Consider the following 19,543-nt stretch of genomic DNA (forward strand, 5'->3'; position numbering starts at 1 on the left):
TGGGCTTCTGGATCTCGGCATGGTTCCGCTCATGTGCCACTCCCGCTGGCTGGCGCGCCGGCCTTGCGCATCGCCACGATGTTGGACAGGCAGGCGGAGAACAGTTCGCGCCCGCCGCTCTCGAGCACGATCCGAGGCGACTCGGTCAGGCTGTCCGCCTTGGCCTGCTGGGCATACGGCAGGGTGCAACGGTCACCGTCGGTATTCACGATCCGGAAGCCGGAATTGCTCGCATCCGCGGCCATGTCCAGGTACGTGCCGCTGGCGGCATCGGTCGCCGCGTTGCCGTCGCGTTCCTTCCAGGGCTGCCCGTAGGCGACGAGGACCTGCTTGCCTTCGGCCCAGCTGGCGGACGGGATGTCCGCGCAGGGTTCCGGCTTCTGGTAATACACCGTCACGCTGCGGTCGTTCCCCGGCGCGATCTCCAGGCGCGCGCAGCCTTCGGAGCTGCGCCAGGTCACGTTGCGCTTGTCCGCCGCATCGACGGCGATGGCGTACAGCCCGATCTGGGCGGCGTCGGCGGCCTCGCCCTCGGAGAGCTCGGGCAGCTCCAGAACGCCGTAGCCGGCTTCGTGGAGTTCAATCTGCGCCGCCAGCAGGCCGGATGCGACCTGGCCGTCGCGCAGCGAATCGGCCGAGGCGCGCCCGGACACCTCCACCACCATCTTGTAGACCGCAAGCATCGCCGCGATCGTCAACAGCGAGATGACCAGCCCGACCATCAGGCTGATCAGTGTGTAACCGCACTGGCGCGCCTTGAGCTTCGCGCTTTTCATTCGCCGTCCTCCATCGGGGCGACGACGCTGCTGACCGCGAGCACCTCGGCATCGCCCTTGGACGCGGCCAGCTGAACCACCGGAGGCAGCGTGCCTTGGAAGGACACCCCGCCGATCTGGACCGATGCGTCAGTCGCCGCCTCGCACGACCCGCTCCCGGACTTCGCGCTGAGCGTGACGTCGCTCTTGAGCGCGGCCGGCAGTCCATTCTTATGGTCCAGCGGCGTGGCGTCGACGCACAGGTCGACGCCGGAAAGCTGCATCACGTTGCGCAGCTCGTTCACCACCAGCGTATCCACGGCGGTGTCGTGCTGGTTGTTAACGATCCGCGCGGTGACATGCGCCATCCCGGCGCCGATGAGGGCGGTGATCACCACCCCGACCAGCGCCTCGAGCAGTACGTCACCGCGCTGGGCGTTCCCGGGATTGCTAGAGAAGGGCGACATCCATGGCCTCCTGGCTGCCGACTTTGATGAATACCGTCGCGGCCGAGCCGGCCGACGGCGCGATGCAGGCCGATCCGCCGAAGCTCGAGGCCACCAGTATGCCGCGCGTGTCGTAGGCGGCGCAGACGAACGTCTCGGCGGCGTCGTCGGCGCCCGATTCCAGGCTCAGGTCCCCAGGATTGGCGATCTGGCCGCGCCAGTGGCCGGTGCCGCACATGTTCCAGGCTGTGCCGTCGGCATTGCGCGGCACCACGCACAGGGTATGGGTGGCACTGTCGTAGACCACCGCGGCGGCGCCCTGCGCCGCCTCCGCCGCAGTCAATGCCTGCGGATTGCGCATCGCCAAGGCACGCGCCTGACCGACAGCCTCCAACAGGTTGCTGCGCGCGCGTACCTGGCGGGTGCCGTCGACCCAGCTCTGGGTGAACGGAGCGGCGGCCAGCAGCAACAGCGCCATGATCGCGATGGCGATCATCAGCTCGATCAGGGTGAAGCCGCCGGCGCGGCGGTCGGAGGTCACCATGTGACGTCGCCGAAGCTCTTGCAGCCATCGCCGGTGGTCCGGGTGTTGTCCGCAGTGAGGGTCAGGGTGCAGCTGCTGAGCTTGCCGCCGGCTCCGGTCGCGGTCACGGTGTAGCCCGAGGCATTGGAATACGAAAAACCGAAGTCAGCCGCCTTGGAAGCGGGGCTCCAGCCGGGGAACGCGGCCTTGACCGCGCTGGTGTCCGCGGCCGCGGACGACGGGAAGCTCAGCGTCCGCTGCCGGTGGTTTTCCACCGCCGCGCTCAACGCCTGCAGATCGGCCTGCGCGGTGCGGATCTTGCTGCGCACGACGTAGTCCAGATAGGAAGGCAGCGCGATCGCGAGCAGGATGGCGACCACGGCGACCACGACCATCAGCTCGATCAAGGTGAAGCCTGTTGCGGTTCGCGCGGTGCGCATGGTTGTGCTGTTCCGTGTTGTCTCACCTGCCGGCCTGTCGTGGGCCGGAGGTCCTAAGCGGATATCGGCCCGGGGGCCTTCGGCCTTCAGGAACGAAGCCATGACGTTTTCGCCTTGCAGGTATTACATAAAGGAATGTAATTGCACGGGAATTATACCTCTGGTGGATAAACCACACACGTTCAAGACGCGCAAGACAACGATGTCATCAGATATCCTGCAGTCATTTCCCGGAATCGCGCCATGAATATCCACCTGGTCTTCTGCAGCTGCCCCGACCGCAACCAGGCCGACCGCCTGGCCCGGGTCCTGGTCGAGGCAAGGCTGGCGGCCTGCGTCAGCGTGGTACCCGCGGTCGGCTCGGTCTACCGCTGGAGGGGGCAGGTCGAGCGGACGGAGGAGGCCCTGCTCCTCATCAAGACGGAAGCAAGTCGCGTGCCAGCACTGGCCGCACGGATCCAGGCACTGCATCCTTACGAACTCCCGGAAGTGCTGGCGGTCGAAGCGGCCGGCGGCCTGCCCGCCTATCTGGCCTGGGTGGCCGAACAGACCCGCGAGAACGACTGAGAATCCGATGCCAGCACCGCACCGCCCCTTCCTGACTGCCCTGCTGGGGCTGTTGCTGACCTGCCTGGTCACTCCGGCGGCCCACGCGGTTAACAAGGCCGACCTGCTTCCGGTCGACCAGGCCTTCGTCCTGGAAGCCAGCGCCGCGATGCCCGACCGGATCGAGGTGCGCTGGAAGATCGCCGACGGCTACTACCTGTACCGGCACCGCACCGCGGTCAAGGCCACTGCCGGGTTCGAAGCCGGAACCCTGCAGCTGCCGGCCGGCGACCGCCACGTGGACGAGTTCTTCGGCCCGGTGGAAACCTATCGCGGCGCCCTGCTGGCGACCCTGCCCGGTCGCACCACCGGCACCGCCGCCTCGCTGGAGATCCGCTACCAGGGCTGCGCCGACGCCGGCATCTGCTACCCGCCGCAGACGCGCAGGCTGCAGGTGGCGCTGCCCGCGGACGGCGCCCCGGAATCGCCGGGCGGACTGGCGGGCCTGGCCGGGTTGCCGGCCGCGAACGGCAAGGGCATCGCCGGCCTGCTGCAGGGCCGGCAGGCGCTGCCCGAGCAGCAGGCTTTCGCCGTCGACGCCATCGCCGACGGCGGCAACCGCATCCTGGTGCGGCTGCAACCGGCGCCCGGCTACTACATCTACCGCGACCGCGCCCGTTTCGAGCTGGAAGGGGATGCGGGCACGCAGCTGCTCGCCCCACGCTGGCCTGCCGGCACCCGGCACCGCGACGAGCACTTCGGCGAGGTCACTGTCTACTTCCAGACAGCCGAGGTCCATCTGCCGGTGCGGCGCAGCCATGACCGGCCGGTACGGGGGACCCTGGTGGCCACCTTCCAGGGCTGCCAGGACGGCGGGATCTGCTATCCGCCGCTGACCCGCCGGGTGCCGGTCTCGCTGCCGGCCGGCGAAGTCGCGACGGCCGATGCGCCGGCCCCGAGCTCTACGCCACCCGTCACGGCGGACGCCAGCAGCACGACGGCCGTCGAGGATGCGGCAGGCGCAAGTCCGGACCTGCAGGCACCGCCACCCGCGGTCGCCGCCCCGCCGCCTCCGGACGCCTCCGCCGGCAACGCCCTGCGCAGCACCGCACCGCCGTCGGGAGGGTTTTCCGGACTGGCCGGCGCCCTGTTGCTGGCCCTGCTCGGCGGCCTGGTACTGAACCTGATGCCCTGCGTGCTGCCGATCCTTTCGCTCAAGGCCCTGGGCCTGGCCCAGAGCGGCGAAAGTCGGCAGCACGCGCGCAGCCATGCGCTCTGGTACACCGCCGGGGTGCTGGTCGCCTTCGCCGCGGTCGGCGCGCTGGTGGTGGCCTTGCGCGCGGCCGGGCAGGCGGCCGGCTGGGGCTTCCAGCTGCAGCAGCCGTGGTTCGTGGCGGGGCTGGCCTACCTGATGTTCGCGGTGGGCCTGAGCCTGTCGGGGGTGTTCACCCTGGGCGCCGGCGTTGGCGGCGGCCTGGCCGCCAGTCGCCAAGGGCCGGCCGGCGATTTCCTCACCGGTGTGCTGGCGTGCGTGGTCGCCAGCCCGTGCATCGCACCGTTCATGGGGCCGGCGCTGGCCTATGCCTTCGCTGCGCCGGCCGCGGCCGGGCTGCTGGTGTTCCTGGTGCTGGGTCTGGGACTGGCCCTGCCGTTCCTGCTGATCGGCTTCGTCCCGGCGCTGGCGCGGCGGCTACCCAGGCCGGGGGCATGGATGGAGACGCTCAAGCAGCTGCTGGCCTTCCCCATGTACCTGACCGCGGTCTGGCTGCTGTGGATCCTCGGCCGCCAGCGCGGAGTGGACGCGATCGCGCTGTTCCTGGCTGGTGCGGCCTTGCTGGCGCTGGCCTTGTGGTGGTTCGAGCGCAACCGCTGGCAGGGACAGCGGACCGGACGCGCGCTGGCGCTGCTGCTGGCGGTCGCGGCCCTGACGCCCGTCTGGGCGGTGACCCGGCTGGCGCCTTCGGCCGCCGCCGCGCCGACCGAGGGCGCGCTCGCCTATTCGGCCGAGGCGCTGGACCGGCTGCGCGCCGAGGACCGGGTGGTGTTCGTCAACATGACCGCCGACTGGTGCGTGACCTGCAAGGCCAACGAGCGCAACGTGCTGGCCCGGGACGATTTCGCCGCCCTGCTGGCGCGCACCGGGGCGGTGTACATGAAGGGCGACTGGACCAATGCCGACCCGGCGATCAGCGCCTTCCTCGAACAGCACCAGGCCGTGGGCGTGCCGCTGTACGTGGTCTACGGTCCCGGCGCGCCGCCGGCAGTGCTGCAGCCGGTGCTGACCCAGGCGATCGTCGAGGACGCTTTGCTGCGGGCGGCCGCGCGTTGAAGCCGGCGACGCGACTGCTGCTGGTCGCGGTGGCCGCCGGCGTCCTGGGCGCGCTGGCCGGGCGCTGGTACGGCCACAACCACGATCGGCTGGCGGACGAGGCGCCCGCGGCCGGCGCGCTGCCGCAAACCTCCCCCGCGGCCTCCGCTGGCGCCATCCCGGCGCGCCCGGGCGATCCGCTGGCGGACATCCGTGTGGCGGACCTGGACGGAACCCTCGTCGAACTGGCCGGCATCGCGCCCGGGCGGCCGTTGCTGGTCAACGTCTGGGCCAGCTGGTGCGGGCCCTGCGTCGAGGAGATGCCCGAGCTGCAGCGCTACGCCGCACGCCAGGGCGAGACCGGGATCCAGGTGGTCGGCCTGGCGCTGGATACGCCGGAAGGCGTGCGTGCCTTCCTGGAACGGGTACCGGTCGGCTATCCGATCCTGCTCGACCAGCCCGGCCCGGCCGATGCCAGCGTCTGGCTGGGCAACACCCAGGGCCTGCTGCCGTACACCGTCCTGATCGATGCGCAAAGGCGGGTGGTGCGGCAGAAGCTGGGGCCGTTCGCGGCCGGGGAGATCGAGGCCTGGGTGGGCCAGCCCCTGTAGAATCGGGGCCGGACGAAATTCAAGCAAATGCTTGAAACGCTGTCATCTTCGCCGAACTGGACAGTAATGAAGCCATCGCGCAGACTGCCGCCCTTTCAGGCTGCACCCGCTCCGATGGCCAAACTGCTGGTCCTGCACGGCCCCAACCTCAACCTGCTCGGCACCCGCGAGCCGGAGGTCTACGGCCATACCACCCTGGCCGACATCGATGCCGCCCTGGCCGCGCAGGCCGCGGCCGCCGGGCACGCCCTGGAGTCGTTCCAGTCCAACGCCGAGCATGCCCTGGTCGACCGGGTGCAGGCGGCCCGGAGCGACGGCACCGCCTTCGTCCTGATCAACCCGGCCGCCTTCACCCACACCTCGGTCGCCCTGCGCGACGCGCTGGCGGCGGTGGCCATCCCCTTCATCGAGATCCACCTGTCCAATCCGCACGCCCGCGAACCGTTCCGCCAGCACAGCTACTTCAGCGACAAGGCGGTCGGCGTGGTCTGCGGCTTCGGCGCCGACAGCTACCGCTATGCCCTGGATGCGGCGCTGGCACGGCTGCCGGGCTGACCCCTTCCCACCCTTCCCATGAAACCGCGTCCGCCGCGACGGACACCCATTCCCGGAGGCCCCATGGACCTGCGCAAGATCAAGAAGCTCATCGACCTGCTGGAAGAATCCAACCTCGCCGAAATCGAGATCAAGGAAGGCGAGGAAAGCGTGCGCCTGTCGCGCATCCCGACCGGCGTGGCCGTGGCCGCCCCGGCCGCCGCGCTGGAAGTGCGCGGCCCGGTGGCCGCCGCCCCGGCCGCCGCGCCGATGCCGATGAGCTCGCCGACCGAATCGGCCACCGGCGGCAGCGCCAAGGCCGGCGCCGACCTGCCCCCGGGCCACGTGGTCCGCGCGCCAATGGTCGGCACCTACTACTCGGCCCCGGGCCCGGACAAGCCGGCCTTCGTCAGCGTCGGCCAGGCGGTCAAGGCCGGCGAGACCCTCGGCATCATCGAAGCGATGAAGATGTTCAACCCGATCGAGGCCGACGTCGGCGGCACCGTGGTCGCGATCCTGTGCGAGAGCGGCCAGCCGATCGAGTTCGACCAGCCGCTGTTCGTGATCGGCTGACGCCGGTTACGAAGGGATTGGTGATTCGTGATTGGTGATTCGAAAGAGCGGCCGCATCAACGCCTGGAAGTTTGGCGCGATGCGATGGACCTTGCCGCCCTGGTGTACGCACACTCGGCGGCGTTCCCCGCCGAGGAACGGTATGGCCTGACGTCGCAGATGCGCCGGGCCGCTGTCAGCGTGCCGTCGAACATCGCCGAAGGCGCCGCGCGCCGATCCCCTGCCGAACTCGTCCGCTTCCTGCTCATCGCGCGTGGGTCGCTGGCGGAGCTGGACACGCAGCTGGCCCTGGCCTCCCGACTCGGCCTGGCCGAGGCAAACCCGGCCTTGGCGGAGTTGCTCGACCGCACCTTCGCCCGCCTCAACGCATTGATCAAGTCGAGGGAAGGCACGGCCCCCGCGGTACGCGAGGAACCCGCCCCCTACGGATCACCAATCACGAATCACGAATCACGGCCCTTATCCCATGCTCGATAAAGTAGTAATCGCCAACCGCGGCGAGATCGCCCTGCGGATCCTGCGCGCCTGCCACGCGATGGGCATCCGCACCGTCGCCGTGCACTCCACCGTCGACCGCAACCTCAAGCACGTGGCCATGGCCGACGAGTCGGTCTGCATCGGTCCTGCGCCGTCGTCGGACAGCTACCTCAACATGGCCTCGATCATCGCCGCGGCCGAGGTCACTGACGCCCAGGCGATCCATCCCGGTTACGGCTTCCTCTCCGAGAACGCCGACTTCGCCGAGCGGGTGGAGCAGTCCGGCTTCGTCTTCATCGGCCCCAAGGCCGACACCATCCGCCTGATGGGCGACAAGGTCGAGGCGATCCGGGCGATGAAGGCCGCCGGCGTGCCCTGCGTGCCCGGCTCGGGCGGCCCCCTGGGCGAGGACATCGTCGCCAACACCAAGATCGCCCGCGAGATCGGCTACCCGGTGATCATCAAGGCCGCCGGCGGCGGCGGCGGCCGCGGCATGCGCGTGGTCCACGCCGAGGCCGCGCTGAAGGCCGCCATCGAGACCACCAAGACCGAGGCCAAGGCGGCATTCGGCAACGGCGAGGTCTACATGGAGAAGTTCCTGGAGAACCCGCGCCACGTGGAGATCCAGGTGCTGGCCGACGGCCAAGGGAATGCCATCCACCTGGGCGAGCGCGACTGCTCGATGCAGCGCCGCCACCAGAAGGTGGTCGAGGAGGCGCCGGCGCCGGGCATCAGTGTCGAGCAGCGCGCGCAGATCGGCAAGGTTTGCGTGGAAGCCTGCATCCGCATCGGCTACCGCGGCGCGGGCACCTTCGAGTTCCTGTACGAGGGCGGGCGCTTCTACTTCATCGAGATGAACACCCGCATCCAGGTCGAGCATCCGGTCACCGAAATGGTCACCGGCATCGACCTGGTCGCCGAGCAGCTGAAGATCGCCGCCGGGCAGAAGCTGTCGATCCGGCAGGAGGACGTGGTCCTGGAAGGCCACGCGATCGAATGCCGGATCAACGCCGAGGACCCGGAGACCTTCATCCCCAGCCCCGGCCTGATCCAGCACTTCCACGCCCCGGGCGGCCCGGGCGTGCGCGTGGACACCCACATCTACGAAGGCTACCGGGTGCCGCCGAACTACGACTCGATGGTCGGCAAGCTGATCGTCTACGGCCCGGACCGCGAGACCGCGATCTGCCGCATGCGCGTGGCCCTGAGCGAGATGGTGGTGGACGGGATCAAGACCAACATCCCGCTGCAGCAGCGGATCATGCGCGACAAGGGCTTCCAGGCCGGCGGCCAGAACATCCACTACCTGGAAAAGCGCCTGGCCGAGCGCAAGAACAAGTCGATCGCGCTGGGCTGAGGAACGCATGCCCTACCTGGAACTGAGCCTGCGCAGCACCGAGGCCGAACAGCCGCGCTACGAGCGCGCGCTGGAGGATGTCGGCGCCTTGTCGGTGACCCTGCTCGACGCCGACGCCGACACGCCCAACGAGCGCGCCATCCTCGAACCCGGCGTCGGCCAGACCCCGGTGTGGAAGTCGCTGGTGCTGACCGCGCTGTTCGACGCGCAGGCCGACGCACTGGCCCTGCTGGCCGCACTGGAGGCCTTCGACCCGGAACTGGACTGGGCCGGCGCCTCATTCCGCCAGGTCGAGGACCAGGACTGGGAAAGGGTGTGGCTGGACCAGTTCCAGCCGATGCGTTTCGGCCAGCGCACCTGGATCGTGCCCTGGAACCACGAGCTGCCCGCCGAGGCCGACGTGCCCGGCGCGGCGGTGGTGCGGCTGGACCCGGGCCTGGCATTCGGCTCGGGCACCCATCCGACCACCGCCCTGTGCCTGCGCTGGCTCGACGGCCTGACCGGCGCCGGCATGCTCCAGGGTGCGCGCGTGCTCGACTTCGGCTGCGGCTCGGGGATCCTCGCCCTGGCCGCGCTCAAGCTCGGCGCCGATGCCGCGGTGGGCGTGGACAACGACCCGCAGGCCCTGCAGGCCAGCGTCGACAACGCCGGACGCAATGCGGTCGGCGCACGCCTGGCGGTGTACCTGCCGCAGGACGAGCCGCAGGCCACCTATCCGGTGGTGGTGGCCAACATCCTGGCCTCGGCCCTGGACACGCTGGCCGAGACCCTGGCCACGCGCGTGGCCTCCGGCGGGCGGATCGCCCTGTCCGGGATCCTGCGCGGGCAGGAAGGCGAACTGCTGCAGCGCTACGCGGCCTGGTTCGACGAGCTGCAGGTAGATACCGAGGAAGACTGGGTGCGGATCGAGGGCGTGCGCCGCTGAGGGCGGCACGACGCCGCGGTCGACGGCCTGCGCGGCGGGCGCGGCTCATGCTTGAATAGCGCCATGTTCGTTCCCTGCCCGCACTGCCAGTTCCTCGTAGCCCACCATCCGCAGCTGCGGCCGCTGCCGGACGCCTGCCCGCGCTGCGGCCGGCCGTTGCAGGAAACCGACGATGCCGGTGGCGACGATGCGCCACCGCCGGCAGCGGCTCCCGATGGAAGCGCAGCGGTCGAAGCGGTCGCCGTCGATCCTGCGGCGCAGGACGTCCCGGCGATCGCCGAAGCCGCTTCCGCCGCAACCGCCGTTTCCACGCCCGGGAACAGCGAACCACCGCCGGCCCTGCAATCGCCGGCGACGTCCGCGCCCACGCGCGCGCCTGCGCCGGCGCGCGACCTCGCACGCTGGCGCTGGCCGCTGGTCGCATCGCTCGCGGCGTTGCTGGTCCTGCAGATTCTGCTCGCCGACCGCGACCGCCTCGCCGCCGATCCGCGCTGGCGGCCGTTGATGGAGAACGTGTGCGCGCTGGTGCGCTGCGACCTGCAGCCCTGGCGCGAGCCGTCGGCGTTCAGCATGCTCGATCGCAAGGTGCGCCCGGCGACGCCCGGCACCCTGCGCGTGGACGCCACCTTCCGCAACGACGCACGCTGGGCGCAGCCCTGGCCCGCGCTGCAGCTGGCCCTGGCCGACGCCGACGGGCGCATCCTCGGCAGCGGCGTGTTCGCACCGCAGCAGTACCTGGGCCAGGCCCCGGGAACTTCGCTGTCGCCGGGACAGAGCGCGCAGGTCACCTTTCTGGTGCAGGAGCCGGCGCCGGGCACGGTCGCGTTCTCGTTCGAGTTCCGCTGAACCGCGGACCGGGCGGCGAAGCATGCTGGCGGCCATGGCAGCGGTCCGGATCCCGCGCTAGACTCCCCTGCCCGCTCGAACGCGGCGCACCTTCCGGATCCCCCGTGCAGCAGAACGCCACTTCCCGCGCCGATACCGCGCGCACCGCTTCCCGTCCGCCGCTGCGCGAGCACGTGGCCCAGTCGGTGCGCCGCTACCTGCGCGACCTGGACGGCGTGGACGCCAACGACGTGTACGAGATCGTGCTGCGCGAGATGGAGATCCCGCTGTTCGTGGAAGTGCTCAACCACTGCGAGGGCAACCAGAGCCGCGCCGCCGCACTGCTCGGCATCCACCGGGCGACGTTGCGCAAGAAACTGAAGGACTACGGCCTGGCCTGAGCCGGCCGCACCGCCGCGGCAGCGGCCGCACCTCCGGGGAAGTAGCGCCGGGCGGCTATAATTCCGCCTCTTTCCGCACCGCCCTGTTCCCATGACCGCCGATTTCCTGCCCGTGCGCCGGGCATTGCTGTCCGTTTCCGACAAGACCGGCCTGATCGAACTGGCCCGCACCCTGGCCGCGCGCGGCGTCGAGCTGCTCTCCACCGGCGGCACCGCCAGGGCGATCCGCGAGGCCGGGCTGGCGGTGAAGGACGTGTCCGACGTCACCGGCTTCCCGGAAATGATGGACGGCCGGGTCAAGACCCTGCACCCGCTGGTGCACGGCGGCCTGCTTGGCCGCGCAGGTGTCGACGACGCGGTGATGGCCGAGCACGGGATCGGCGCGATCGACCTGCTGGTGCTCAACCTGTATCCGTTCGAGTCGGTCACCGCCAGGGCCGATTGCAGCCTGGCCGAGGCGGTGGAGAACATCGACATCGGCGGCCCGGCGATGCTGCGCTCGGCGGCCAAGAACTTCGCCCGCGTGGCGGTGGCGACCGACCCGGCGCAATACGCCGGCCTGGTGGCCGAACTCGACGCCAACGACGGCGCGCTGTCGGCGAAGACGCGTTTCGCGCTGTCGGTGGCCGCGTTCAACCGCGTGGCCCAGTACGACGCCGCGATCAGCAACTACCTCTCCGCGATCACCGACGCCAGCGGCGACGTGCCGGTGCGCGCGGATTTCGCCGCCCAGGCCAACGGCAGCTTCGTCAAGGTCATGGACCTGCGCTACGGCGAGAACCCGCACCAGAAGGCCGCGTTCTACCGCGACCTGCATCCCGCGCCCGGCTCGCTGGCGACGTTCGAGCAGCTGCAGGGCAAGGAACTGAGCTACAACAACATCGCTGACAGCGACGCGGCCTGGGAATGCGTGCGCCAGTTCGACGCGCCGGCCTGCGTGATCGTCAAGCACGCCAATCCCTGCGGCGTGGCGGTAGGCGCGGCCTGCGGCGACGCCTACGAGCAGGCCTACGCCACCGATCCGACCAGCGCGTTCGGCGGCATCATCGCCTTCAACCGCACGCTGGACGCGGCCACGGCGAAGGTCATCCTCGACCGCCAGTTCGTCGAGGTGCTGATCGCCCCGGACTACGCGCCGGACGCGCTGGACTACGCACAGAAGAAGGCCAACGTGCGCGTGCTGCGCATCCCGTCGGCACCGGCGTCCCGGGGCTTCATCGACACCAAGCGCATCGGCTCCGGCCTGCTGATGCAGACCGCCGACGACCGCATCGTGACCCGCGATGAGCTGAAGGTGGTGACCCGGTTGGCGCCGACCGAGGCCCAGTTCGCCGACCTTCTGTTCGCCTGGAAGGTGGCCAAGTTCGTCAAGTCCAACGCCATCGTCTACGCGAAGGACAACCGTACGATCGGCGTGGGGGCCGGGCAGATGAGCCGGGTGTACTCGGCCCGGATCGCCGGGATCAAGGCCGCCGACGCCGACCTGGTGGTCGAAGGCTCGGTGATGGCCTCCGACGCCTTCTTCCCGTTCCGCGATGGCATCGACGCCGCCGCCGCCGCCGGGATCAAGGCGGTGATCCAGCCCGGCGGCTCGATGCGCGACGCCGAGGTGATCGCCGCGGCCGACGAGCACGACATCGCCATGGTGTTCACCGGCGTGCGCCACTTCCGCCACTGAGGCGTGGGCGTGATGGCGTGCGGCCTTGATCCCGCCCGCACGCCGGCCGTGCCAGGCTTGCGGCCAGTCCCGCAGGAGGAGACGGCCATGTGGATCCGCGAGGAAGGCCCGGACGACGTCGACGCCATCGGCGCCGTGGTGCTGGCCGCGTTCGCCGGCGGCGTGCCCGGCGATGGCCGGCTGGAGACCCGGATCGTCGACGCCCTGCGCGCCGACCGGGCGCTGGCGGTATCGCTGGTGGCCGACATTGACGGCCGCATCGCCGGGCATATCGCGTTCTCGCCGGCGAGGCCCTCGCGCGACGGCGACGGCTGGTATGTGCTGGGCCCGGTTTCGGTGGATCCGGCGCACCAGGGCCATGGCGTCGGCTCGGCCCTGGTCCGCGCCGGCCTGCGGTTGCTGCAGGAACAGGAGGCCAACGGCTGCGTCGTGCTCGGCGACCCGGCCTGGTACGGCCGCTTCGGCTTCCGCGCCGAGCCGGCGCTGACCCTGCCGGGCGCCCCGGCGGAGGCCTTCCAGGCTTTGCGCTTCACCGACGCAGCCTCGGCCGGCGTGGTGGTGCTGCATCCGGCGTTCGGGCACCACGAGAAGGGATGACGCTCGCGCGGGCAGGCTAGAATCGCGCTCCCGTCCGCACTTCCCATTGCCCCAGCCATGTCGAAAGTCCTTGTGATCGGTTCCGGCGGCCGCGAGCACGCCCTGGCCTGGAAGCTCGCCCAGTCGCCGCGCGTGAGCGAGGTGATCGTGGCCCCGGGCAACGCCGGCACCGCCACCGAGGCCGGTTGCCGCAACGCGCCGGTCAAGGTCACCGACCTCGACGGCCTGCTGCAGCTGGCCCGCGACGAAGGCGTGGCGGTCACCGTGGTCGGCCCGGAAGTGCCGCTGGTGGCCGGCGTGGTCGACCGCTTCCGCGCCGCCGGCCTGCGCATCTTCGGCCCCACCGCCGCGGCCGCACAGCTGGAAGGCAGCAAGGCCTTCGCCAAGGACTTCCTCGCCCGCCACGGCATCCCCACCGCGTTCTACGCGGTGCATACCGGGATCGACGCCGCGCTCGCCTACATCAGGGAGAAAGGCGCGCCGATCGTGGTCAAGGCCGACGGCTTGGCCGCCGGCAAGGGCGTGATCGTGGCCATGACCCTGGAAGAAGCCGAGGCCGCCGTGCGCGACATGCTCTCCGGCAACGCCTTCGGCGACGCCGGCGCGCGGGTGGTGATCGAGGAATTCCTCGAAGGCGAGGAGGCCAGCTTCATCTCCATGGTCGACGGCCGCACCGCGCTGCCAATGGCCACCAGCCAGGACCACAAGCGCGTGGGCGACGGCGACACCGGCCCCAACACCGGCGGCATGGGCGCGTATTCGCCGGCGCCGGTGGTCACGCCGGACGTGCATGCGCGGGTGATGCGCGAGGTGGTGGAGCCGACCGTGCAGGGCATGATCGCCGACGGCGTGCCGTTCACCGGCTTCCTCTACGCCGGGCTGATGATCGACGCGGCCGGCGCGCCCAGGGTGATCGAGTTCAACGTGCGCTTCGGCGACCCGGAGACCCAGCCGGTGATGCTGCGCCTGCAATCCGACCTGCTCGACCTGGTCGAGGCGGCGATCGACGGCCGCCTGCACGAGACCGAAGCGCAATGGGATCCGCGCCCCTCGCTGGGCGTGGTGATGGCCGCCCGGCCCTATCCGGAAGCGCCGGTCACCGGCGAGGTCATCTCCGGGCTCGACGCTGTGCCCACTACGGCCAAGGTGTTCCATGCCGGCACCGTGCTGGACGCGGACGGCCGCGTGCTCAGCGCCGGCGGCCGGGTGCTGTGCGTGGCCGCGCTGGGCGCCAGCGTCTCCGAGGCCCAGCGCAACGCCTATGCCGGGGTCGACGCGATCGGCTGGGAGCACGCGTTCCACCGCCGCGACATCGGCTGGCGCGCGATCGAGCGCGAGCGCGCCGCAGGCTGAGCCACCGGCCATGACCCCCGGCAACGCCCAGCTCACCATGTCCCTGCTGATGACGCCGGACATGGCCAACTTCTCCGGCAACGTCCACGGCGGCGCCCTGCTCAAGCTGCTCGACGAGGTCGCCTACGCCTGCGCCAGCCGCTACGCCGGCGGCTACGTGGTGACCCTGTCGGTGGACCAGGTGACCTTCCGCGAGCCGATCCACGTCGGCGAACTGGTGACCTTCCTGGCCTCGGTCAACTACACCGGGCGCACCTCGATGGAAGTCGGGATCAAGGTGGTGACCGAGGACATCCGCGGCCGCGCGGTGCGCCACACCAACAGCTGCTTCTTCACCATGGTCGCGCTGGGCGAGGACGGCCGGCCGGTGGCTGTGCCGCCGCGCGAACCGCAGAATTCCGAGGAGCTGCGCCGCTTCGAGCAGGGCCGCCAGCGCCGCCAGATCCGTCAGGAACTGGAGCAGCGCTACCGGGCCCTGCGCACCGACGCCACCGCCGCAGGCTGAAACGCCCCGGCGCTCAGCTGCCGGAGCCGGCGCCGCCCTGCAGATAGTCCAGCGCCACCTGCAGCATCGCCCGGGCACCCACTTCCAGCGCCGCCTCGTCCGGGGCGTACTTCGGCGAGTGGTTGATCGGCATCGCCGCCGGGTCCCGGTCCGCCGGCGTGGTGCCGACGAAGAAGTAGGCCCCCGGCACTTCGTTGGCGAACCGGGAGAAATCCTCGGCCACGGTCACCAGCGGCATCTCCAGCGCGTTGTCCGCGCCCCCCGCCGCCTGCAGCGAGGGCCACACCCGCCGCGCCAGCGCCGGGTCGTTGACCGTGGCCGGCGCGTTGTCGAGCACCTCCAGCGCGGCGCTGCCGCCGGCGGCGTGGGCGTAGTCATCGGCGATCCGGCGGAAGCGCGCGATCACGTCCTTCCGCACCGCCGGGTCGAAGGTGCGCAGGGTGCCGACCAGCCTGGCCTCGTCGGGGATGATGTTGAAGCGCACGCCGGCGTTGAACTGGCCGGCGGTGAGCACCACCGGGGTGTCGGCAATGTTGACCTGGCGCGCGACCAGGCTCTGGGTCGCCAGCAGGATCTGTGCGCCGATGGTGATCGGGTCCACCCCGTCCCAGGGCCGGGAACCGTGGGTCTGGCGGCCGCGCACGCTCAGGCTCCACTCGTCCGCGCTGGCCAGCGAAGGGCCGCTGCGGAAGCCGACCTGGCCGGTGCGCAGGCCAGCCCACACGTGCAGGCCGAACACCGCCTCGGGCCGGAAATCCTTCCACACGCCCTCGTCCAGCATCATCTTCGCCCCGAACGGCGCGCCCGGCTCGTCCGGGCCCTCCTCGGCCGGCTGGAACACGAACATCACCTCGCCGTGCAGGCTGTCGCGGCGCGCAACCAGGGCCCGGGCCACGCCGAGCAGGATCGCCATGTGCATGTCGTGGCCGCAGGCGTGCATCACCCCGACCGGCTGGCCGCGGTAGCTCGAGGTGGCGGTGGAGGCGAACGGCAGGCCGGTCTCCTCCTTCACCGGCAGCGCGTCCATGTCCGCGCGCAGGGCGATCCGCGGGCCGGGCAGCACGCCCTTGAGCACCGCGGCCACCCCGGTATGGGCGATGCCGGTGCGCGGCGACAGGCCCATCGCCCGCAGCTCGCGGGCGATGGCCTCGCCGGTGCGGACCTCGTGGCTGCCCAGTTCCGGATGGCGGTGGAAATCGCGGCGCCATTCCACCATCGCCGCCCTTTGCGCGGTGGCGGCCTCGGCGACGGTGGCGGGCGCGGCAAAGGCCGCGCAGGGGATGGCCGCGAGCAGCAAAGGCAACAGGCGGCGAAGGGCGGGGGAACGCATCGGCGACTCCGTGAGGGATGCAGGGGACGATCCTAGCGCGCTCCTACAACCTCGTTCAGACGTTGGCCTGCTCCGGTGGCATTCCTGTCTCCAGCGGCGCCGCACCGGGGCCGTCCTGGACCTGCGGGCAGCGCGCGCCCAGGCCGTAGGCGGTCATCGACAAGGAGCCGTAGGCGTAGCCGTCGACCAGCACCTCGGGCGGCCGCTCCGCCACCGAGGCCAGCCCGGCGATGTAGAGCAGCGGCAGGAAATGGTCGGGCGTGGGCACCGCCAGGCGGAAGTCCGGGTGCGAAACCAGCGCCGGGATCTCGTGCGGACGCTCCAGCATCAGCGCGCGCGCGTCCTCGTCGAAGCGCCGCGCCCAGTCGAAGCCGCCGTCGGGCCGCTGCCAGTCGATCGCGCGCAGGTTGTGCACGACATTCCCGCTGCCGAGCACCAGCACCCCGCGCTCGCGCAGGGCCGCCAGCTTCGCCCCCAGCTGCAGGTGCCAGTCCGGCGACCGGCGCGCGTCGATCGACAGCTGCACCACCGGGATGTCGGCCGCAGGGAAGGCGTGGACCAGCACCGACCAGGTGCCGTGGTCGATGCCCCAGCCGTCGACGTCGGCGCCGACCCGGTCCGGACGCACCGCGTCGGCCACCTCCTCCACCAGCTCCGGCAGGCCCGGGGCCGGGTAGTCCATCGCGAACAGCTCCGGCGGAAAGCCGTAGAAGTCGTGGATGGTGCGCGGCCGGGCCATCGCGGTGACCGCGGTGGCGTTGACGTACCAGTGCGCGGACACCGCCAGGATCGCGCGCGGCCGCGGCGCGGCGGCGCCGAAGCCGCGCCAGGCCTCGGTGTAGCGGTTGCGCTCCAGCGCGTTCATCGGGCTGCCGTGGCCGAGGAAGGCGGCGGGCATCAGCGGCGCGTCCATCGCGGTTCTCCGGTGGGGGTGTTGGAAGGACCGCCACAGCCTAGGCCAATCGCGGCGCGGGCGGATGGAACGCAACGTTGCCACCGCCGTCTGCTAGGCTCCGCGCCAGTCCCGCGGAGACCCGCATGTCCGGCCACAGCCAGTTCGCGCTGCTGACCCAGCGCCGCTTCCTGCCCTACTTCATCGTGCAGGCGCTGGGCGCCTTCAACGACAACGTCTACCGCCAGGCGATCATCGGCCTGCTGTTCTTCCTCGGGGTCGGCACCGCCGAGCGCTCGCTGTACGCGATCCTGGCCCCGGCGATCTTCATCGCGCCCTACTTCCTGTTCTCGGCCATCGCCGGCCAGGTCGCCGAGAAGCTGGAGAAGCAGCGCCTGATCGTGATCACCACCACCATGGAGATCGCGATCATGTCGCTGGCCGCGGCCGGCTTCCTGCTCCAGAACATGCCGGTGTTGCTGGTGGCGCTGTTCTGCACCGGGGTGCAGTCGACCCTGTTCGGCCCGGTGAAATACTCGGTGCTGCCGGCGATCCTCAAGCCGGAGGAACTGACCGGCGGCAACGGCCTGGTCGAGATGGGCACCTCGATCTCGATCCTGGGCGGGATGATCTTCGGCGGCCTGATCTTCCAGCTGGCCGGCGCGCACGGGCCGGAAGTGGCGGCCACCGCCATCATCGCGCTTGCGGTCGCCGGCAACCTGGTGGCGCGCCGGATCCCGCGGGTCGACGCCGGCGCGCCGGAACTGAAGGTCAACTGGAATCCCCTGCCGGAGACCGTGGCGGTGCTGCGGATGGCCAGGCGCCAGCCGGCGGTGCGCAACGCCATCCTCGGCGTGTCCTGGTTCTGGTTCTTCGGCACCATCCTGACCTCGCAGCTGCCGGTCTACGCCGAGCTCAACCTGGGCGGGGCCGCCGGCTCGGCTACGCTCTACATCTTCGTGCTGGCGCTGTTCTCGGTCGGCACAGGCACCGGTTCCTTGCTGTGCGAGAAGCTGTCGGCGCGCACGGTGGAGATCGGCCTGGTGCCGCTGGGCGCGTTCGGCATGAGCGCGTTCCTGCTGGACCTGTACTTCGCCCGCTCCGGGCTGGCACCGGCGACGGGGCTGGACGTGGCCGGATTCCTGCGCCAGCCGGGCAGCTGGCGGATCGTGCTCGACCTGCTCGGCATCGGCGTGTTCGCCGGCTTCTTCGTGGTGCCGCTGTTCGCCCTGATCCAGAGCCGCAGCGCCAACTCGGAGATGTCGCGGGTGTTCGCCGCGCTGAACATCCAGAACTCCGGCTTCATCGTCCTGGCCGCGCTGACCGCCCTGGTCGCGCAGCAGGGGCTGGGCTGGAGCAGCCCGCAGCTGTTCCTGGCCCTGGCCATCGGCAACGTGCTGGTGGCGGCCTGGATCTTCGCGCTGGTGCCCGAGTTCCTGATGCGCTTCCTCAGCTGGCTGCTGGTGCGCGCTTTGTACCGGCTGCGCATCCGCGGGGTGGAGGCGCACGTTCCCGACGAGGGCGCGGCGCTGATCGTGTGCAACCACGTCAGCTACATGGACGCGCTGATCCTGGCCGCCAGCATTCCGCGGCCCGTGCGCTTCGTCATGTACTACCGGATCTTCAACATCCCGGTGATGAGCTGGATCTTCCGCACCGCCAAGGCGATCCCGATCGCCGGCGCGAAGGAGGACCCGGCGCTGATGCGGCGCGCCTTCGACGAGATCGACGCCACCCTGGCCGAGGGCGAGCTGGTCTGCATCTTCCCCGAGGGCGCGCTGACCCGGGACGGCGCGATCGCCCCGTTCAAGTCCGGGGTGGAGAAGATCCTCGAGCGCGCAGCGGCCGCCGGCCGGCCGGTGCCGGTGGTGCCGATGGCCCTGCGCGGGATGTGGGCCAGCATGTGGAGCCGGCGCGACTCCCGGCTGGGCCGAATGCGGGTGCCGCGGCGCGTCCGTGCCCGGGTCGAGGTGGTCGCCGCCCCGGCCGTCGCCGCATCGCCCGCCAGCGGCCCGGTCACCGCCGAGGCGCTGGAAGCGCAGGTGCGCGAACTGCGCGGCGACGACGCCTGAGCGGGACGCCGCGGGCCGACAACCCCGCATCGGCTATGCCGTGGCCGCCGCGTCGGTTAGGCTTGCCGCGAGCTACAGGGGAAGCGCACCACCATGAACGCCATGCCGCCCGCGGGCGGTTCCACCGCCTATGTGCCCAACAACCTGGTCTGGGCGATCCTGACCACGCTGTTCTGCTGCCTGCCGCTGGGCATCGTCTCGATCGTGTACGCCAGCCAGGTGGACGGCAAGCGCGCCGCCGGCGACGTCGCCGGGGCCCGCGAAGCCGCGCGCAAGGCCGGCCTCTGGGCGATGTGGTCGGCGCTGGCCGGCCCGATCCTGATCGCCCTGTGGTTCTTCCTGTTCGGCGGCCTGGCGGTGCTGGGCAGCCTGGCCGGCGCGCACTGACCGCCGGC

General features: G+C 70.9%; 22 protein-coding genes. 16 read left to right on the top strand and 6 right to left on the bottom strand.

All coding sequences use genetic code 11. The features are described 5' to 3' along the window. Positions 1-29 precede the first annotated feature (29 nt). The 4 genes from CSC62_RS08445 to CSC62_RS08460 are packed head-to-tail and all read right to left on the bottom strand — an operon-like array spanning position 30 to position 2,164. On the bottom strand, positions 30-776 hold the full coding sequence (locus CSC62_RS08445; protein ID WP_162405744.1) for a PilW family protein: 747 nt from the start codon (positions 774-776) through the stop codon (positions 30-32). Further along, a complete protein-coding gene (locus CSC62_RS08450; protein ID WP_162405745.1) occupies positions 773-1,222 on the bottom strand; it encodes a hypothetical protein in 450 nt (149 codons plus the stop codon). The genes CSC62_RS08445 and CSC62_RS08450 overlap by 4 nt, the downstream gene beginning before the upstream one ends. Beyond that, positions 1,206-1,742, bottom strand: a complete 537-nt coding sequence (locus CSC62_RS08455; RefSeq protein WP_162405746.1) for a prepilin-type N-terminal cleavage/methylation domain-containing protein — start codon at positions 1,740-1,742, stop codon at positions 1,206-1,208. Before CSC62_RS08455 ends, CSC62_RS08450 begins: the two co-directional genes overlap by 17 nt. Beyond that, complete coding sequence (locus CSC62_RS08460) at positions 1,739-2,164, bottom strand: type IV pilin protein (protein ID WP_162405747.1); 426 nt, start codon at positions 2,162-2,164, stop codon at positions 1,739-1,741. The genes CSC62_RS08455 and CSC62_RS08460 overlap by 4 nt, the downstream gene beginning before the upstream one ends. 243 nt (positions 2,165-2,407) lie before the next feature. Here CSC62_RS08460 and cutA point away from each other — a divergent pair, with 243 nt between their 5' ends. The 14 genes from cutA to CSC62_RS08530 all read left to right on the top strand — a co-directional run bounded on the left by cutA (position 2,408) and on the right by CSC62_RS08530 (position 14,854). Further along, complete coding sequence (gene cutA / locus CSC62_RS08465; RefSeq protein WP_162405748.1) at positions 2,408-2,731, top strand: divalent-cation tolerance protein CutA; 324 nt, start codon at positions 2,408-2,410, stop codon at positions 2,729-2,731. Between the two features lie 7 nt (positions 2,732-2,738). Beyond that, positions 2,739-5,039, top strand: coding sequence for a protein-disulfide reductase DsbD family protein (locus CSC62_RS08470; protein ID WP_162405749.1), 2,301 nt, complete (start codon positions 2,739-2,741; stop codon positions 5,037-5,039). Then, positions 5,036-5,629, top strand: coding sequence for a TlpA family protein disulfide reductase (locus CSC62_RS17775; RefSeq protein WP_170298359.1), 594 nt, complete (start codon positions 5,036-5,038; stop codon positions 5,627-5,629). Before CSC62_RS08470 ends, CSC62_RS17775 begins: the two co-directional genes overlap by 4 nt. 114 nt (positions 5,630-5,743) lie before the next feature. Then, a complete protein-coding gene (gene aroQ / locus CSC62_RS08480) occupies positions 5,744-6,184 on the top strand; it encodes a type II 3-dehydroquinate dehydratase (protein WP_162405750.1) in 441 nt (146 codons plus the stop codon). Positions 6,185-6,247: 63 nt separating this feature from the next. After that, positions 6,248-6,736, top strand: a complete 489-nt coding sequence (accB, locus tag CSC62_RS08485) for an acetyl-CoA carboxylase biotin carboxyl carrier protein (protein ID WP_162405751.1) — start codon at positions 6,248-6,250, stop codon at positions 6,734-6,736. 27 nt (positions 6,737-6,763) lie between these two features. Further along, positions 6,764-7,213: a four helix bundle protein gene (locus CSC62_RS08490; protein ID WP_162405752.1), complete on the top strand. Its 450-nt coding sequence runs from the start codon at positions 6,764-6,766 to the stop codon at positions 7,211-7,213. Beyond that, positions 7,203-8,570, top strand: coding sequence for an acetyl-CoA carboxylase biotin carboxylase subunit (accC, locus tag CSC62_RS08495; protein ID WP_162405753.1), 1,368 nt, complete (start codon positions 7,203-7,205; stop codon positions 8,568-8,570). The genes CSC62_RS08490 and accC overlap by 11 nt, the downstream gene beginning before the upstream one ends. Positions 8,571-8,577: 7 nt before the next feature. Then, the gene (prmA, locus tag CSC62_RS08500) at positions 8,578-9,495 is read left to right on the top strand and encodes a 50S ribosomal protein L11 methyltransferase (protein WP_162405754.1); all 918 of its coding nucleotides are present in this window, start codon (positions 8,578-8,580) and stop codon (positions 9,493-9,495) included. 63 nt (positions 9,496-9,558) lie between these two features. Then, complete coding sequence (locus tag CSC62_RS08505) at positions 9,559-10,341, top strand: DUF3426 domain-containing protein (protein WP_162405755.1); 783 nt, start codon at positions 9,559-9,561, stop codon at positions 10,339-10,341. Positions 10,342-10,445: 104 nt separating this feature from the next. After that, positions 10,446-10,721: a DNA-binding transcriptional regulator Fis gene (fis, locus tag CSC62_RS08510; protein WP_162405756.1), complete on the top strand. Its 276-nt coding sequence runs from the start codon at positions 10,446-10,448 to the stop codon at positions 10,719-10,721. 91 nt (positions 10,722-10,812) lie between these two features. Next, positions 10,813-12,399: a bifunctional phosphoribosylaminoimidazolecarboxamide formyltransferase/IMP cyclohydrolase gene (gene purH / locus CSC62_RS08515; protein WP_162405757.1), complete on the top strand. Its 1,587-nt coding sequence runs from the start codon at positions 10,813-10,815 to the stop codon at positions 12,397-12,399. Positions 12,400-12,486: 87 nt separating this feature from the next. Next, entirely contained in the window at positions 12,487-12,996 is a 510-nt protein-coding gene (locus CSC62_RS08520) for a GNAT family N-acetyltransferase (RefSeq protein WP_162405758.1), read from the top strand. Positions 12,997-13,053: 57 nt separating this feature from the next. Further along, positions 13,054-14,349, top strand: a complete 1,296-nt coding sequence (gene purD / locus CSC62_RS08525) for a phosphoribosylamine--glycine ligase (RefSeq protein WP_162405759.1) — start codon at positions 13,054-13,056, stop codon at positions 14,347-14,349. 10 nt (positions 14,350-14,359) lie between these two features. Then, entirely contained in the window at positions 14,360-14,854 is a 495-nt protein-coding gene (locus CSC62_RS08530) for an acyl-CoA thioesterase (RefSeq protein WP_162405760.1), read from the top strand. A gap of 13 nt (positions 14,855-14,867) precedes the next feature. On the opposite strand, the gene CSC62_RS08535 is transcribed toward CSC62_RS08530, so the two are convergent. Then, entirely contained in the window at positions 14,868-16,184 is a 1,317-nt protein-coding gene (locus CSC62_RS08535; RefSeq protein WP_162405761.1) for an amidohydrolase, read from the bottom strand. A 55-nt stretch (positions 16,185-16,239) separates the two neighbouring features. Further along, positions 16,240-17,097: a 4,5-DOPA-extradiol-dioxygenase gene (gene ygiD / locus CSC62_RS08540; RefSeq protein ID WP_162405762.1), complete on the bottom strand. Its 858-nt coding sequence runs from the start codon at positions 17,095-17,097 to the stop codon at positions 16,240-16,242. 125 nt (positions 17,098-17,222) lie between these two features. Between ygiD and CSC62_RS08545 the strand changes: the two genes are divergently transcribed. Then, on the top strand, positions 17,223-19,148 hold the full coding sequence (locus tag CSC62_RS08545; protein WP_162405763.1) for an MFS transporter: 1,926 nt from the start codon (positions 17,223-17,225) through the stop codon (positions 19,146-19,148). A 93-nt stretch (positions 19,149-19,241) separates the two neighbouring features. Beyond that, positions 19,242-19,535 (top strand): CD225/dispanin family protein, encoded by a 294-nt coding sequence (locus CSC62_RS08550; RefSeq protein WP_425502002.1) that lies wholly within the window; start codon positions 19,242-19,244, stop codon positions 19,533-19,535. The last annotated feature ends 8 nt before the right edge of the window (positions 19,536-19,543 follow it).

This window comes from Pseudoxanthomonas jiangsuensis (assembly GCF_010093185.1).
Taxonomy (GTDB): Bacteria; Pseudomonadota; Gammaproteobacteria; order Xanthomonadales; family Xanthomonadaceae; genus Pseudoxanthomonas; species Pseudoxanthomonas jiangsuensis.